Source organism: Sutcliffiella horikoshii (assembly GCF_019931755.1).
Lineage (GTDB): Bacteria > Bacillota > Bacilli > Bacillales > Bacillaceae_I > Sutcliffiella_A > Sutcliffiella_A horikoshii_E.
Map to the genome: position 1 here is coordinate 3,531,177 of NZ_CP082918.1, position 15,478 is coordinate 3,546,654.

16 protein-coding genes are annotated in these 15,478 nt (G+C 42.7%); 5 read left to right on the forward strand and 11 right to left on the reverse strand.

What is annotated here, in order from left to right:
* Window positions 1–201: 201 nt before the first annotated feature.
* Together K7887_RS18150 and K7887_RS18155 are read left to right on the forward strand one after the other, a co-directional pair.
* Window positions 202–1,194, forward strand: coding sequence for an NAD(P)/FAD-dependent oxidoreductase (locus K7887_RS18150; protein ID WP_148965616.1), 993 nt, complete (start codon window positions 202–204; stop codon window positions 1,192–1,194).
* Between the two features lie 137 nt (window positions 1,195–1,331).
* Window positions 1,332–1,865 (forward strand): hypothetical protein, encoded by a 534-nt coding sequence (locus K7887_RS18155; RefSeq protein ID WP_223491030.1) that lies wholly within the window; start codon window positions 1,332–1,334, stop codon window positions 1,863–1,865.
* 56 nt (window positions 1,866–1,921) lie between these two features.
* Here the strand turns inward: K7887_RS18155 and K7887_RS18160 are convergent, their stop codons facing one another.
* The 4 genes from K7887_RS18160 to K7887_RS18175 all read right to left on the reverse strand — a co-directional run bounded on the left by K7887_RS18160 (window position 1,922) and on the right by K7887_RS18175 (window position 5,825).
* Entirely contained in the window at window positions 1,922–2,608 is a 687-nt protein-coding gene (locus K7887_RS18160) for a hypothetical protein (RefSeq protein ID WP_223491032.1), read from the reverse strand.
* Window positions 2,609–2,740: 132 nt separating this feature from the next.
* Entirely contained in the window at window positions 2,741–3,103 is a 363-nt protein-coding gene (locus K7887_RS18165; protein WP_010196553.1) for a HesB/IscA family protein, read from the reverse strand.
* A gap of 114 nt (window positions 3,104–3,217) precedes the next feature.
* Window positions 3,218–4,072 carry a diaminopimelate epimerase gene (gene dapF, locus K7887_RS18170; RefSeq protein WP_223491033.1) on the reverse strand — a complete coding sequence of 285 codons (855 nt, stop codon included), beginning with the start codon at window positions 4,070–4,072 and terminating at the stop codon, window positions 3,218–3,220.
* A 517-nt stretch (window positions 4,073–4,589) separates the two neighbouring features.
* Window positions 4,590–5,825 (reverse strand): NupC/NupG family nucleoside CNT transporter, encoded by a 1,236-nt coding sequence (locus K7887_RS18175; protein WP_223491036.1) that lies wholly within the window; start codon window positions 5,823–5,825, stop codon window positions 4,590–4,592.
* A gap of 303 nt (window positions 5,826–6,128) precedes the next feature.
* Here K7887_RS18175 and K7887_RS18180 point away from each other — a divergent pair, with 303 nt between their 5' ends.
* Window positions 6,129–6,821 carry a DUF2225 domain-containing protein gene (locus K7887_RS18180; RefSeq protein ID WP_223491038.1) on the forward strand — a complete coding sequence of 231 codons (693 nt, stop codon included), beginning with the start codon at window positions 6,129–6,131 and terminating at the stop codon, window positions 6,819–6,821.
* A 431-nt stretch (window positions 6,822–7,252) separates the two neighbouring features.
* On the opposite strand, the gene K7887_RS18185 is transcribed toward K7887_RS18180, so the two are convergent.
* Window positions 7,253–7,489, reverse strand: a complete 237-nt coding sequence (locus K7887_RS18185; protein ID WP_010196565.1) for a YuzB family protein — start codon at window positions 7,487–7,489, stop codon at window positions 7,253–7,255.
* A 352-nt stretch (window positions 7,490–7,841) separates the two neighbouring features.
* Here K7887_RS18185 and K7887_RS18190 point away from each other — a divergent pair, with 352 nt between their 5' ends.
* Window positions 7,842–8,909, forward strand: a complete 1,068-nt coding sequence (locus K7887_RS18190; protein WP_223491039.1) for an NAD(P)/FAD-dependent oxidoreductase — start codon at window positions 7,842–7,844, stop codon at window positions 8,907–8,909.
* Between the two features lie 40 nt (window positions 8,910–8,949).
* Here the strand turns inward: K7887_RS18190 and K7887_RS18195 are convergent, their stop codons facing one another.
* Window positions 8,950–9,276: a YuzD family protein gene (locus K7887_RS18195; protein ID WP_223491040.1), complete on the reverse strand. Its 327-nt coding sequence runs from the start codon at window positions 9,274–9,276 to the stop codon at window positions 8,950–8,952.
* 165 nt (window positions 9,277–9,441) lie between these two features.
* Here K7887_RS18195 and K7887_RS18200 point away from each other — a divergent pair, with 165 nt between their 5' ends.
* On the forward strand, window positions 9,442–9,678 hold the full coding sequence (locus tag K7887_RS18200) for a NifU family protein (protein ID WP_010196573.1): 237 nt from the start codon (window positions 9,442–9,444) through the stop codon (window positions 9,676–9,678).
* A 57-nt stretch (window positions 9,679–9,735) separates the two neighbouring features.
* Here the strand turns inward: K7887_RS18200 and thrB are convergent, their stop codons facing one another.
* The 5 genes from thrB to yutH all read right to left on the reverse strand — a co-directional run bounded on the left by thrB (window position 9,736) and on the right by yutH (window position 15,287).
* The gene (gene thrB / locus K7887_RS18205; RefSeq protein ID WP_223491041.1) at window positions 9,736–10,656 is read right to left on the reverse strand and encodes a homoserine kinase; all 921 of its coding nucleotides are present in this window, start codon (window positions 10,654–10,656) and stop codon (window positions 9,736–9,738) included.
* Complete coding sequence (thrC, locus tag K7887_RS18210; RefSeq protein ID WP_223493697.1) at window positions 10,653–11,708, reverse strand: threonine synthase; 1,056 nt, start codon at window positions 11,706–11,708, stop codon at window positions 10,653–10,655. Before thrC ends, thrB begins: the two co-directional genes overlap by 4 nt.
* Window positions 11,708–13,006: a homoserine dehydrogenase gene (locus K7887_RS18215; RefSeq protein WP_223491042.1), complete on the reverse strand. Its 1,299-nt coding sequence runs from the start codon at window positions 13,004–13,006 to the stop codon at window positions 11,708–11,710. Before K7887_RS18215 ends, thrC begins: the two co-directional genes overlap by 1 nt.
* Window positions 13,007–13,214: 208 nt before the next feature.
* Window positions 13,215–14,177: a 2-hydroxyacid dehydrogenase gene (locus K7887_RS18220; protein ID WP_223491043.1), complete on the reverse strand. Its 963-nt coding sequence runs from the start codon at window positions 14,175–14,177 to the stop codon at window positions 13,215–13,217.
* 102 nt (window positions 14,178–14,279) lie between these two features.
* Window positions 14,280–15,287, reverse strand: coding sequence for a spore coat putative kinase YutH (gene yutH, locus K7887_RS18225; protein ID WP_223491044.1), 1,008 nt, complete (start codon window positions 15,285–15,287; stop codon window positions 14,280–14,282).
* Window positions 15,288–15,478 lie beyond the last annotated feature (191 nt).

Below are 15,478 nucleotides of genomic sequence, written 5' to 3' on the forward strand. Positions count from 1 at the left end.
GTCTTTTTTTCAAGACAAAATCATAGTTTAAAAAGCTTTAAAATATTCGGAAAAAACAAGTAATTTAGAACAAAAATTCCTAAACTTCTATCTATTTTCAGTATATGTTCCCCTTTTTCCAAGGTTGAAAACAGAAATTGTGAGAAAATTATGCTATGATAAAGAAAGAAAGTTAACAAATGTTTAGGGGGATAGATTAAGATGAGCGAAGAACAAAAAGTATTTGACATCACCATCATCGGTGGAGGGCCTACTGGCTTATTCACTGCTTTCTACGGAGGTATGAGGCAGGCTAGCGTCAAAATCATTGAAAGTCTACCACAATTGGGTGGACAGTTATCCGCATTATACCCCGAAAAGTACATATATGATATTGCCGGCTTCCCAAAGATCCGTGCACAAGAATTGATCAACAACCTAAAAGAACAGATGGCCAAGTTTGAGCCAACGGTTGCACTTGAGCAATCTGTACAAACCCTTGAAAAAATGGGAGACGGCACGTTCAAGATTGTAACAGATAAAGAAACACACTATTCCAAAGCAGTAATCATAACTGCCGGTAATGGAGCATTCCAACCACGCCGCCTTGAGCTTGAGAACGCTAAGGAATATGAAAACAAGAACATCCACTATTTTGTTGACGATATGAATAAATTTGCAGGCAAAAAAGTCGTTGTATTCGGCGGCGGGGATTCCGCTGTTGACTGGGCGTTAATGCTTGAGCCGATCGCTGAGAAAGTAACACTGGTTCACCGTCGTGACAAGTTCCGTGCACATGAGCACAGTGTCGAAACATTAATGAATTCCAAAGTTGAAATTAAAACGCCATATGTACCGGCGGAACTGATCGGTGACGAGAACGCAATCAATCAGGTTGTCCTCGAAAAAGTAAAATCCGAGGACCGTGAAGTATTGGATGTTGATGATGTAATTGTAAACTATGGATTCGTTTCCTCCCTTGGCCCTATCAAGGATTGGGGGCTTGAAATCGAAAAGAATTCCATCGTGGTCAACTCCAAAATGGAAACGAATATCTCCGGAATTTATGCTGCTGGAGATATTTGCACCTACGAAGGAAAAGTGAAACTAATCGCTTGCGGCTTTGGCGAGGCACCTACTGCTGTAAATAACGCCAAATCTTATATCGATCCAAAAGCAAAAGTACAACCGCTTCATAGTACTAGTTTATTCTAAGCCGACTATGAAGGTGCAGCCAACCCTTGTGGAAAACAGGGGTTGGTTTTTTTGTGTTTGGGAGACATTTCCTCTGTAACCTTCCTCCACCTTTCACCGTCTAACTTATTAACAAACCTAATGAGGTGATCAGCCAAATGAAACTCTTCAAAGTTGTGGTCCTATCTTTTCTCCTCTCTATGCTATCCTTACCGTTCTTCTCATCAACAGGCTACGCATGTTCCTGCTTGCCACCGGGTACACCGCAAGAGGAACTGGCAAAAATGGATGCCGTATTCACTGGAAAAGTATTAGAGGTTGACGAAAAATACAACAGTACAACAAAAGTTAAGTTAAGCGTGTCAGAAACATGGAAAGGTGTGAACACGAAGGAAGTAGTTATTTACACCGCTATGGACTCCGCGGCATGTGGGGTTTATTTTGAAAAAGACAAAGATTACTTGGTCTATGCTCATTTGGAGGATGGAGAATACATGACATATCTTTGTTCAAGAACAGCGGAGCTTGCGCAGGCACAGTCCGACTTGAAGGAACTTGGGGAAGGTACTGTCCCCACAGATGATACAAAGCCATTTGCTAACTTCTCCACACAAAATGCAGTTATCGGAACCTTGGGAGTGGCACTGGTGCTAGGCGCATGCTTCTTCTATCGCTGGAAAAGCACAAAATAAATAAGTATGGAAAAAGCACCTCTCTTTTGGAAAGGTGCTTTACTTGTTTAATATGATTAATATAAGACAATGATACTGCCATTATCGAGGCTAATGAAATATCCAACATAGTTTCCAAGATCTACACTTACCTCTTCCCCAGTTTCCAGGACGTGTTTAATGCCATCCACTATCCCGGTATACTCCATCCAATCGTCTGTTGAAAAATAATCGATCAACACCTCTGCATGAGTGGGGTCTGTCCCCGCTGCCCCTGTGCTCATGGAAAGTAATACGCCTTCTGTCTCATGGTAGATCATGAATCCGTCGGAATTTGGAATTCCATACAGATTGGCACCATGTTTTTCTGCGATGGCTATATGATTTTTAAATTTTTCATCATTTATTTTGTGATAGGTATAGTCTCCTAAAGTGACTGTTTCAGGCTGTTCTTCAACCTTATCTTTCTTATGATCAACTGTTTCCGGGGCAGGGGGATCTTCACGAGGAGCTTCAGTTGGGTTTTCTACTGGCTGAGTACTGACTTCTGTAACTTCTTCTGCTTCATTGCTATCTGCTTCATTGTTATCTATGGAAAATGTATTAGATGGTATCGCCATGCGGACATATTGATTGGAAGTTTTTTTTGAATGAAATTGGTATGACTCACTGGCCTGTGTGTCAACTCCCTGACAGGAAGCTCCGATACTTGCAAATCCTAGTGCCGACAAAAGAATAATTGCCATGCTCCTTTTCTCTTTCACTGCGACCACTCCTTCTTTTTCACCTAACAATATAGACGGTTCGAAGTGGTATTTGGTTTCATAATTTTGGAAAATAAATAAAATAAAAAAACTTGGATAACCTGAAAGGCTACCCAAGTTTTTGACTGTTTTTTAGCATTCTTCCGGCTTACCTGCTTCCGTTGCTGTACGGAAGGAAGAGCCACAACCACAGTTTGCTATCGCGTTAGGATTGTCGATGGTGAATCCGCCGCCCATCATGGATTGTTTAAAATCAATTTTTACATCTTGAAGAATTGGCTTGCTTTCGGCATCGATTAAGATCTTGATTCCGTGCTGTTCCAATTCGATGTCCTTTTCGCCTTTTTCTTCTTCAAAGCCCATACCGTAAGAAAGACCGCTACACCCTCCACCTTTCACGCCTACACGTAAAAAGACGGATTCATCGCCGTGTTCTTTCATCATATCTTTTATTTGAAAAGCTGCTGCTTCTGTAATTGTGATTACATCACTCATATGTTACACCTCCCAATGTATTTCCAGTTCCATTACCTTTATTATATCGTGAAACGGAAGTCTGCTCAAACTTACTGCTTTTATAGTATATGCAAGAGGAACAAGCCATTGTGATTAATAATAGAAAGATCCTGTACAGATAACTTCCGCTGGCCCACGCATTTTTACAGAACCGTCTTTTGTCCATGTGATAAAGAGATCTCCCCCTGCGAGGTGAACGACCGTTTCTTTGTCACGGGCCGTTTTGTTGTTCAGAACAGACGCCACTACTGCCGCACATGCACCTGTACCGCATGCTTGCGTAATGCCAGAGCCTCTCTCCCAAACACGGAAGTGAAGTTCATCTTCTGCGACAACCTCCACAAATTCAACATTTACGCCCTCAGGAAAACGAGGATCTTTTTCTACTATAGGACCAAAGGTCGTTAGAGGAGCATCTGTAATGTCATCCAGATAAAAAATAACGTGTGGGTTCCCCATGGATACTGTGGTTATTTCGTAAGTTTCTCCGTCGACTGTGAATGGTTCCGCAACTAGGGCTTCCTTTTCCTCCACAAGTATCGGGATTTCTTTTGAAGAGAGCCTTGGTTCTCCCATATCGACCGTTACAGAAGTGACCATGCCGTCTTCTAGTTCAATTTCGGCTTCTACTAATCCGGAAAGTGTTTCAATTTTAAAAGTTTCTGTTTGAACGATTCCCTGCTCGTAAGCATATTTTGCCACACAGCGAAGCCCATTCCCGCAGTTCTTCCCTTCGGATCCGTCGTTATTGAAGATTCGCATTTTTACTGGTGCTTTCTCCGACGGGCAGATGAGGATCATCCCGTCAGAACCTATACCTGTATGGATGTTTGCAACCTTGACGGCTAGATTTGATAGCTCATCTTCTTTTAACTTTTCCTCAAACATATTTACATATATATAGTTGTTTCCGAGTCCGTGCATCTTGGTGAATTGAAAGGAGCGCATTTTTACTATTCCTCCAAAAATAATTATTTCTTCAAGTATAAATACATAAAAGTCTGAACACAATAGAAATATCCCCCGTTTTATATGAAAAACCCATGTATCGCTTGCTTCTGCGGAAGCCCGATAACATGGGTTTTTCTGGTTTTGGTTGAAGGATTGTAAAGGTGAGGACCTGTTTCGGGCGGTCTCAGGGCTTCATTCGCATTATGAGGACCTCTCTCGCTCGGAAATCTGCTCTTAAAGGTCTTCATTCCGCTTATGAAGACCTCGCTCACTCGAAAATCAACTCTCTAAGGTCTTCATTCCGCTTATGAAGACCTCGCTCACTCGAAAATCAACTCTCTCAGGTCTTCATTCCGCTTATGAAGACCTCTCCCGCTCGAAAATCTGCTCTCAAAGGTCTTCATCCGTCCCATGAAGACCCTTTCATTCAGAAATCTTCTCAATAGTGTCTTCATCCACCTTCCATACAAAAAAATCCACCCGCCAGGTACACCAGCGAGTGGATCACTCAATTTTAGAACAAGAACATACCTGCGATTGCAGCACTTAAAAGGTTTGAAAGGGTACCGGCAATGATTGCGCGGAATCCTAAACGTGCAATATCAGGACGACGGCTTGGAGCTAAGTTTCCAAGTCCACCTAATAGGATTGCCAAGGAAGAAAGGTTGGCAAATCCACAAAGTGCAAAAGAAATGACCGCAATGGATTTGTCGCTGAACATATCAAGTTGAGCAGAGAAAGTGGAATAGGCAACAAACTCGTTCAATACAAGTTTTTGACCAATCAAGTTACCTGCAGCAACTGCTTCACTCCAAGGAATACCGATTACAAACGCAAGTGGTGCAAATAGATAACCAAGAACGAAATCAAGTGAGAAGTTGTCTGAGCCGAACCAACCACCGATTCCACCTAAGATTCCATTAATTAATGCAATCAATGCGATGAATGCTAGTAGCATTGCACCAACGTTAAGTGCCAGTTTTAAACCGTCAGATGCGCCGCGAGCAGCAGCATCGATTACGTTAGTTGCTCTGTCTTCTTCAGATTCACCAATTTGAGCATTTGTTTCGTTTTTTGGCTCTTCCGTCTCAGGAATAAGCATTTTGGCCATGATTAATCCACCAGGCGCTGCCATGAAACTTGCTGCCAATAGATACTCTAGAGGAATTCCAAGTGCAGCATAACCGAACAATACAGAACCTGCTACAGATGCAAGTCCACCTGTCATAACCGCGAATAACTCAGATTTGGTCATTCCTGCGATATAAGGACGAATGACTAAAGGTGCTTCTGTTTGTCCAACAAAGATGTTGGCGGAAGCGGATAAAGATTCTGTCTTGCTTGTCCCTAAAAGCTTCGCAAGACCGCCACCTAAGAAACGAATGACAATTTGCATAATACCAAGATAATAAAGAACGGATATTAATGCAGAGAAGAAAATGATAATCGTTAATACATGGAATGCGAACACAAATCCTGTAGCTTCAGCCCCAGGGTTACCAAGTACCGGCCCGAAAAGGAAACCGATTCCTTCATTGGCGTAGTTGATAATATTTTGTACTAGTTCAGTTAACCCAAGAAAAGCTTGTCGGCCTAACTCCCATTTTAATACGATAAATGCGAATAGCAATTGAATAGCCAATCCGCCTAAAATAGTACGAATCTTAATCTTTCGTTTGTTTTCCGAAAGTAGGAATGCGATTGCAAAGATAACTGCGATCCCCATTAAACCCCAAAGGATATTATTCATAATATTCACCTCTATTAAAAATTTCTGCAAGTTGTTTGTCGTCAGACATCTAACTATCACAGTACCACTTTACTACGAAATGAAAGCGTTTGAAAGAACTTTTTTTTGTCAATTTGTTACATCCAATTAGAAACCGTTCTCATAACTAAGTGTTCTTAAATAAATTACCCAACAATTACAAAATAATGTATAGACAAGGAAAAAAACACAGCCACTTTTTCTAGGCATTTAGCATCAATTAAGTTGTACAAATTTTGCTCTTATGGTACTTTTGTATTACATCGTTGAGAAAGGGTGATAGTGATGGATCCGTACTATAGCAAAAATATTTCATGCGAAAATTGCCAACATGAATATAGCACATTAAAAATTAAATCTCGTTTTATTCGCCCTTTGACACATGATTCGGATTTTTGCACTACCTACCAATCAATAGAAATGAACCCTCTCCTTTATTACGTTTCAGTTTGTCCACATTGTGGATATGCTGTGACGGAGGAATTTAGTGCGAAGCTTCATGAAGAAGCACATCTAGCCATCCAAACAAAAATACAAAAGCATTGGAACTATAAAGATTACGGACAGATAAGGTCTGTCGACACTGCCATAAACGCTTATAAACTAGGAATCTATTCCGGTATTATCAAAAAAGAAACCCCGATTGTCATGGCAGGTCTATACCTTCGACTCGCCTGGATATACCGCACTATTGAACAAAGCAAAACACAAGAACAGCGATTCTTAAAACTTGCTGCCGAGCAGTTTGAACTTTCCTATACACTAGGAGATTATGAAGGGAAAGGTATGTCTGAAATAAAATTGCTTTACTTGATAGGCGACCTTAATTTCCGTTTGAACTTGGAACGGCAGGCTATTCAATATTTCCAAATGGTCATCGCCCACAAGCAAAAGGATAAGGAACAACGCCTTGTCGGAAAAGCAAGAGACCGTTGGTATGAGATACGGACCTCCTCTAGAATGAAAGTAAGTAGCTAGTTATTGGTTATTCGCCGCTGTTACTTTCCGCAAATGGCTTGCTTTCCGAGGGACGGTGCTTGAGCCTCCTCACTTCGTTGCGGGGTCTCAACCAACCGTTACTCCCCCGCTGGAGTCTTTGCCATTTGCTCCAATTCACAGCTAAAAATAACATAAACAATACGTTAATGCTTATTCAATTATCACAGTTAGATTGCTTTTCTTAAAACCTTCGATATATGTAGTCACCTTGTTGATTGGAGTGGAAGGCGCGAAGACGCCCGCGGGAGGAAGGGACAGGTGAGACCCCACAGGCGCAAGCCGAGGAGGCTCACGGACCGCCCGCAGGCAAGGGAAGCGCCTGGAACGGAAATCAACCGTAATAGATGATTTCTAATCTTTTAAAATAAAAAGAGCATGGTTCCCTGTGTGGGTTCCATGCTCTTTTTGGGTTAAAACATCGGGTTTTCTTCCAAATAAATATATATGTTGTCTACCAGTTGTTCCGGAGACTCTCCTGCCACTACATCTCCGTTGACGAGGGCGAAAAGTGTGTCAAAGCATTTGCCGCAATAACCTAGGCAGCCGTACTCTACAATATCCAGATTTGGATCCTTTTCCAACACTTCTCTCGCCTTTTGCGAACCACTGGCTAAATTGCTAATACAAAATTCGATGATTGGCTTCACTTATTTCACCCCTCTATTGCCCTTCCATGCTACCTTTTTTTCCTTAAAACGTCAATTATCAAGTTTCCCTGTAAAGCGTTGATATAACCATGCTGATTATTCGACGACCCTCAACATTTTTCCGAAAGAATGTTGTTATTTTGTCATAATTTCGATATACTTTTAATGTTATTTTATTTAAACGTGTTATACATTTTCAAAATGAAAGCGCAATTGTCGTATAATATGTGTTTTCTTTCACATAAAAGTTTTCCTTGAATACTAGTTTTATCCATATTATTACAATTACCTGTAAAAGGTCTTCATTTATTATACTTTTGATTCTATTAGCTTAAAAAGGGGTTTAGCTGCTATGAAAAAACTTGTTGTGCTTGGCGCAGGCTACGGCGGAATGCGTATTTTACACCGACTTCTTCCTAATCAATTACCATCTGACACTGAAATTGTATTGGTAGACAGAGCTCCATACCATAGTTTGAAAACGGAATTCTATGCGTTGGCTGCGGGAACGATTTCAGACCATCATGTGCGTGTCACTTTTCCAGAGCACGAACGACTTTCTGTAAAATATGGAGAAGTTTCCAAAGTGGATATGGACGGCAAAGTGGTGCACTTTGAAGATCAGAGTACGCTTTCCTTTGATGATTTGATTATCGGCCTTGGCTGTGAGGACAAATACCATGATATTCCTGGTGCAGAGGAATACACGTACAGCATTCAGACTATTAATAAGTCCAGAAAGGCTTACCAAGCTTTAAACGACTTACCGGCTAATAAGGTGGTTGCTATTGTCGGTGGTGGATTAAGTGGGGTTGAGATTGCCAGTGAACTTCGTGAAAGTCGTCCGGACTTAACTATTAAACTATTTGACCGCGGTAATATTATTCTTTCTAGCTTCCCTGAAAGACTTAGTAAATATGTACAAAACTGGTTTGAAACACATGGAGTGGAAGTGGTGAACGGCTCTAACATCACTCGTGTAGAGGAAAATACCCTTTATAATCATGACGAACCGGTACATTGTGATGTAATCGTTTGGACTGCTGGAATTCAGCCAAACAAAGTAGTTCGTGAGTTAGATGTAGAAAAAGATGGACAAGGCCGCGTGGTCCTGACAAAGCAGCACAACATACCTGGGCATGAAAATATTTATGTGGTTGGAGATTGCGCAAGCCTCCCTCACGCACCAAGTGCACAATTGGCAGAAGGACAAGCTGAACAGATTGTCCAAGTGTTATTGAAACGATGGAACGGTGAAACCCCGCCAGAAGAATTCCCAGCGATTAAGCTAAAAGGAGTATTGGGCTCACTTGGCAAGAAGCATGGGTTTGGATTGGTAAATGAAAGGCCGTTAACTGGCCGTGTGGCACGATTATTGAAATCCGGTATTCTTTGGATGTATAAATATCATAATGGATAAAAGTTATCCCCAAAAGTCGCTTAGACTCTTGGGGATTTTTTTATGATGCCGCGTATCCGTACTTCTCCATGGCAGAATAGATAGTTTTCAATTTCGGATTGCCTTCTCCTACAATCTCCCCTTCGATTACCACTACCGGGTAAAACATATCTTCCTCCACAACCCTTGCGGCAAAATCTCTCTTCTCCCCGTCACACTCTTCCGTTTTAAAAATATCTATATATGAGATGGCGAATTCCTGATTTGGATATTTTCTTGCTACCGCTGCCTCTAACCATTCGTATGTTTCTTTTGACGATGGAAGGTTAACACAGCTAGGGCATAACACTTCTGCACCATATACACAAATTTCAACCATTTTCTTCATAAGCCGACATCCCCCTACATTCACAGCATTTTCTTCATTTTAACGTAAAACGCTTACTTTTTCATGAAATAAATCTTCATTTCCTAAAAAGACCCAGTGCAGAGCAATAGATTTTTTGAACAGTTTTCTTTATAATAGAATTATGTAAGGAAAGGAGCGATAACTATGTCTAACCCGGAAATCAATGCGCAAGTTCAGGAAGTACTAGATAAATTACGTCCATTTCTTCTTCGTGACGGAGGGGACTGTGAATTAGTAGATGTGGAAGACGGCATCGTAAAGTTGCGTCTATTAGGTGCATGCGGTTCTTGCCCAAGTTCCACTATCACGTTGAAGGCTGGTATTGAGCGTGCATTACTTGAAGAAGTACCAGGCATCATCGAAGTAGAGCAAGTATTCTAATATTCTTTTGAAAAATAAAACCGGCAAGCGGACATTTCCAGTCAGCTTGCCGGTTTTTTATATGGATGACACTTTACATAAATGATTGGAATGCACCTCGCTGCCTGCTTTACTTACTTGTAAAAGCTCGACTTTATGTTGCGGAAACTCCGAAGAGAGCGTGCTGACGACATTTCTCCCTTTTCCTTTTTCACAAAAGCAGATGACAGTCGGGCCTGCACCGCTGATTGTCACACCAAACGCTCCCGCCTTCCCTGCACTCTCTTTTAGTTCCCTGAAGTTTGGAAACAGTTTTTGGCGGTATGGCTCATGGAAAATATCACTTTCCATCATTTTTCCGACAAGATCCCACTTTTTCAACATAAATGCCCCGAGCATCACGTTGGCATGGCTGCTGCCTGTCACAGCCTCACCAAATGAAAGTCTGTCTGGCAATAATCCTCTTGATTCCTTCGTTTTGGTTTCAAATTCTGGGATGACTGCCACCATCTCCAACTCCTCCACCGGCAGCTTTACATACTCCCATTTATTATTCTGATAGGTAGAGACGACAAGCCCGCCATAGAGAGAGGCTGCGACGTTATCCGCATGTCCTTCGAATTTTGCTGCGAGTTGCAGTTTTTCATCAGGGCTAAGATTTTTCTCACATAGTACATTCATTATTTCAATGGCTCCGACAATGGCTGCTGCACTGCTGCCAAGGCCCCTCGCGAGCGGAATATCACTCATGGTCAATACGTGCGCAGGAGGAGCTTCCACGTTCCATAGCTTCTGCAATTCCTGACAGACGGTGTAGAGGATATTTTCCTCTTTTTTGATGGAAAGAGGCGGGACACTTGAAAACTTCCACTCGTCTGCATGATTGACAAAAAGGGTAACATATTTGTTCACCGCCATCCCGATGGAGTCAAATCCCGGTCCAAGATTGGCAGAGCTGCCTGGTACTTTTATAACAAATCCATCTCTGTACCCATTCATACTGTTACTCCTTCAAAAGATTTTAAGAGCTGTGAATAGTCATTTGGGATCTTTTGTACGTTTACATTTGCATAAGTAGTGGCTGTCACTGGATCTTTCAATCCATTCCCTGTTAGGACTGCCACCACCTGTTTACCTTTTGCCAATTCGCCGGATTTCAGCTGCTTGATAATCCCGGCAACAGAAGCGCTGGATGCCGGCTCTGCAAACACCCCTTCTGTTTGAGCAAGTAGTTTGTATGCATACAGCATTTCATCATCAGTGACCAAATCAATTTTCCCTTTTGACTCACTTGCCGCGCGGACCGCTTGCTCCCAACTTGCAGGGTTTCCGATCCGAATGGCTGTCGCAATCGTTTCCGGGTTAGGAATGACCCGGTTTTGTACGATGGCAGCGGCTCCCTCCGCTTCAAAACCACGCATTTCAGGTAATCCCGTGCCAAGGGCTAGATGGTATTCTTGAAATCCCCGCCAATATGCTGTGATGTTCCCTGCATTTCCGACAGGCAGAGCGAGGACATCTGGTGCTTTTCCAAGCTGGTCGCACACTTCAAATGCTGCCGTCTTTTGTCCTTCAATTCTGTATGGGTTAAGCGAGTTTACAAGTGTGATAGGAAGCTCCTCCGATAATTTCCGCACTATCTGCAAAGCTTCATCAAAATTGCCGTCCAAGGAATAGATTTCGGCCCCATACATGACAGCCTGAGCAAGCTTTCCTTGAGCGATTTTACCGTCCGGAATAACGACAATGCACTTCATCCCTGCTCTTGCCGCATATGCCGCCGCAGAAGCTGATGTGTTGCCTGTAGAGGCACAGACAACTGTTGTACTTCCTTCTTCCTTCGCCTTTGCAACTGCCAGAGCCATTCCTCTGTCCTTGAAGGATCCGGTTGGGTTGGCACCTTCCACTTTTACATGTAGCTCCACTCCCAATTGTTCAGAAAGGTTCTCGAGGAAAAGAAGAGGTGTATGCCCTTCCTGAAGGGAGACGTTTGGTGTTTGCTCACTAACTGGTAAGTATCTGCTATATTCTTTGACTAGTCCTCTCCAAATCATACAGCGACTTCCCCCTCCACCCGATAACTGCTTTTGATTTCTTTCACGTATTGCATGTCTGCCAGCTCTTGAAGGAGATTGTCATAGCGCTCTAATGACGCGTGGTGCGTAACTACCACCACTTCTGCCAACGCTTCTTCCTTTAATGGCAGCTGCAAGATTTTTTCGAAGCTGACTCCTTTTTGCGAAAATAGATTCGTAATGTGAGAAAGTACTCCTACTTCATCCTGTACATGTACACGGAGGAAATGCTTTGCCTGGATTTCTTCTTTTTCTTTGAGTGTTTTTTGGAACTGAGGGGAGACCATACTTTTGCCGTTCACGCCAAGGCGCATGTTTTTCATCACTCCCACAAGGTCGGACACAACCGCTGTTGCTGTAGGCAAGCTGCCTGCGCCTGGTCCGTAAAACATCGTTTCTCCTACCGCTTCGCCGTATACATACACCGCATTATATTCGTTCTGTACACTTGCCAATGGGTGAGCTTGCGGTAGAAGTGTCGGCTGAACGCTGACTTCGACCTTTTCTTTTTCACGATGGGCAATGCCGATCAGTTTCATTGTATAACCAAGTTTTTTGCTATAGTTCAGGTCCTCTTCCGAAACGGAACTGATTCCTTTCACCTGGACATCTTTTAGTTCGATATTCATGGAAAACCCTAGCGTGGAAAGGATGGCCATTTTTCTTGCCGCATCGATTCCTTCCACGTCTGCAGTTGGATCGGCTTCGGCAAATCCAAGTGCCTGGGCTTCTTTCAGCACTTCTTCATAGGAGGAACCCTCATTGTTCATTTTTGTAAGGATGAAATTGGTCGTTCCGTTCACGATTCCCATCATTTTCGTGATTCTGTCTGAGGCAAGGCCATCGACCAAACCTCTTAGGATTGGAATGCCGCCTGCCACACTTGCCTCATAAAACAGGTCACAATTGTTCTGTGCAGCTGCCGCTAACAGCTCTGATCCATATACGGCCATCAAATCTTTATTTGCAGTAACAACATGTTTCTTATTATGAAGTGCCCTTAAAATGTGATGACGAGTCTCTTCGACGCCCCCCATTACCTCAATGACCACGTCAATCTCCGGGTCATCAAGCACCTCCTCTGCATGAAGAGTCAATAACTCAGGATTCAAATCCACCAGCCGCTCCTTATTCAAATCCTTCACAAGCGCCTTCTTCACCCGAACCGGACAACCCACCTGATGCATCAACTTATCCTGATGTCCCTCCACAATCTTCACCACACCACAACCAACCGTACCCAACCCCAACAAACCAACCGAAATCACCTTCACACTACTCCACTCCCCGCTTTTGTCTTCTCTGTATGCACATTTGTTTTTATATAATGGACATTATAGTGTGGTTTGACGTGCTTGACAAGGGGGTATTTTCACACTTTTTCCAGTGTAAGCGCTTAACATGTTGGGGGAGTAATAAGAAAAAATAAAAGGCCGGATCTCTTCTCCACACTTCTTTGGAGAGAAAAGAATCCGGTCCTCATTAAACTATTGTCTTTGCTTTGTTTCCTTGCAGCACTGCGACTATATTATCTCGGCATAGCTTTATCATCGTTGTCCTTGTTTCTACACTTGCGCTTCCAATGTGAGGGATTGCTACAACCTGTGGAAAATGATGCAAAGGATGGTCAGATGCAATTGGCTCTTCATAGAAGACGTCCAACCCTGCTCCGGCGATTTCATTGTGATTTAATGCAGCGATGAGCGCCTCCTCATCCACCACCTGCCCTCTACCTACATTAATGAAGAATGCAGATTTCTTCATGCGTTTGAATGCGTCATAATCGAACAGATGCCTTGTTGCGTCCGTTAAGGGAGTTAAGCAGACAACAAAATCCGATTCCTCCAACAACTGTTCAAAGTTGCGGTACGCCGCGCCTAGCTCTTGTTCAGCTTCTAGATGACGATTTCTATTATGGTAGAGAATCTCCATTCCAAAACCCCTTGCACGCCTAGCAACGGCTTGTCCTATTTTCCCCATGCCGACAATGCCGATTGACTTATGATGCACATCGACTCCTGCAAGCAGGAAGGGACTCCAGCTTTGCCAGCGCCCCTCTTTTACAAATTCTTGAGCTTCTGTAATTCTTCTTGCTGTTGCAAGCATCAGCGCAAAAGTGAGATCTGCAGTGGTTTCGGTCAACACATCTGGTGTGTTGCAAACCGTCACACCTCTTTCTGAAGCTACCTTCACGTCAATATTGTCATATCCAACTGCAAGGTTTGCCACTACCTTTAGGTTCGGAGCGCTCTTTAACAGTTCTTCATCCACTTTATCCGAGAGCATCGTCAAAAGGGCTGTTGCTTTTTGAGCTTCTTTCATCAGCATCTCCCTTGGAACGGGCTCGCTGTCACTGTCCCACATCTTCACATCCGCAATTTCCATAAGTGGGGCGAATAGTTCTTCGTTTAGCTTTCTCGTAATAAACACATACGGCCTTGTCATCTGTCTCTCTCCCTATATCTTGTTGTCTGGAATAGTTACTAAAGCTATCTGTTATTTTATCACTCATAGCTTTTCCGAAACATACAAATATAGGGCAAGCGCTTATTTTTTCACCCAGTCTAATACCGGAATACCATAGTTTTTTGCAGGTACTCCTGCAAGATCATAAAAATTCCCAAGAACTTGTTCATAGTACGTAGAGGATTGCAGTATTGCTTTCATCCGGTCCTCATGCCATTTTTTATCTGCAACAGGCCCGCTCGTATAATAGTCCTCTACACATTCAAAATAGTGAATTGGAAAAGTCAGCCTGGCATACAAGAGTCGCCAGGAAAAGCTTGAAAGCGGCGATACCCGTTCATAGTCTTGTAAAAATGTTTGGATCTTCGCAGGGTTCATGTCTTTTCCTTTGCGACATTCCACCCGTATCCATTCAGAAAGGTCTCTGCTTGCATGATCAAAAATCCAATCTGTCGGAAGCTTCATCCATTGCGCTTGCTGCCAGGTAAGATCTGTGAAGCGGTGGTGGCATAGGGTGGCCGCATCATTCATCATAGGACTATCATCAAGCTCTGTATCCACTAGATACTGAATGGCATTTTCGGCTAAACCTAGATAGTAAGGAAAAGATTCGACAAACTGGGTATCAAAAACATCAACTGGGCTGCTTCTTACCTTTTCCCTGAAAAAGCTCTCCATTTGGTCGACCCTTTTCACCCATAAGCTTTTCCATTGGCCAATTCGATTAATGGCTGTCACTTTTGCAGGATAGCTTCTAGCATGCGTATGGAAGGCTGCAAGTTCTTTTCCAACGACTAATTGTCTGGAACTATAATCATAAGGCATCCGAAAAAGAGCCATCTGACGGCCATCTATCTCTGTGGTATAAGTATCATTCTTATTTTTCACAAAAGAACTAACATATATATCTTTATGCGTGCGTATCATATAGTCACTTATCTTTTGAAGCTCATCAATTTCTTCCGCTTCCAAGTGAGCAACAGGTACCATGATATAAAGTACGCGATTAGACCAAAAAGCATCAAACTGTCGTACCCTTTGCTTCCTTTCCACCCTTAACTCATATTGATCATAAATTATCTGCTTCAACTCTGTTCCCTCCTTCTCCCTAGTACCAACTATATGAAGAAAACAGAGAAAACTTGTTAACAATAGCTATCTTCCTAAACTTTATGACCAAAAGCTATTAATTCCACCAAATAAGGGCATAAAGGGTAGATAAAGAAACAAAAAATGAAAGAGAAAGGGGTCTGACCCTCACTGCTCTAAAGTGTTAAAGA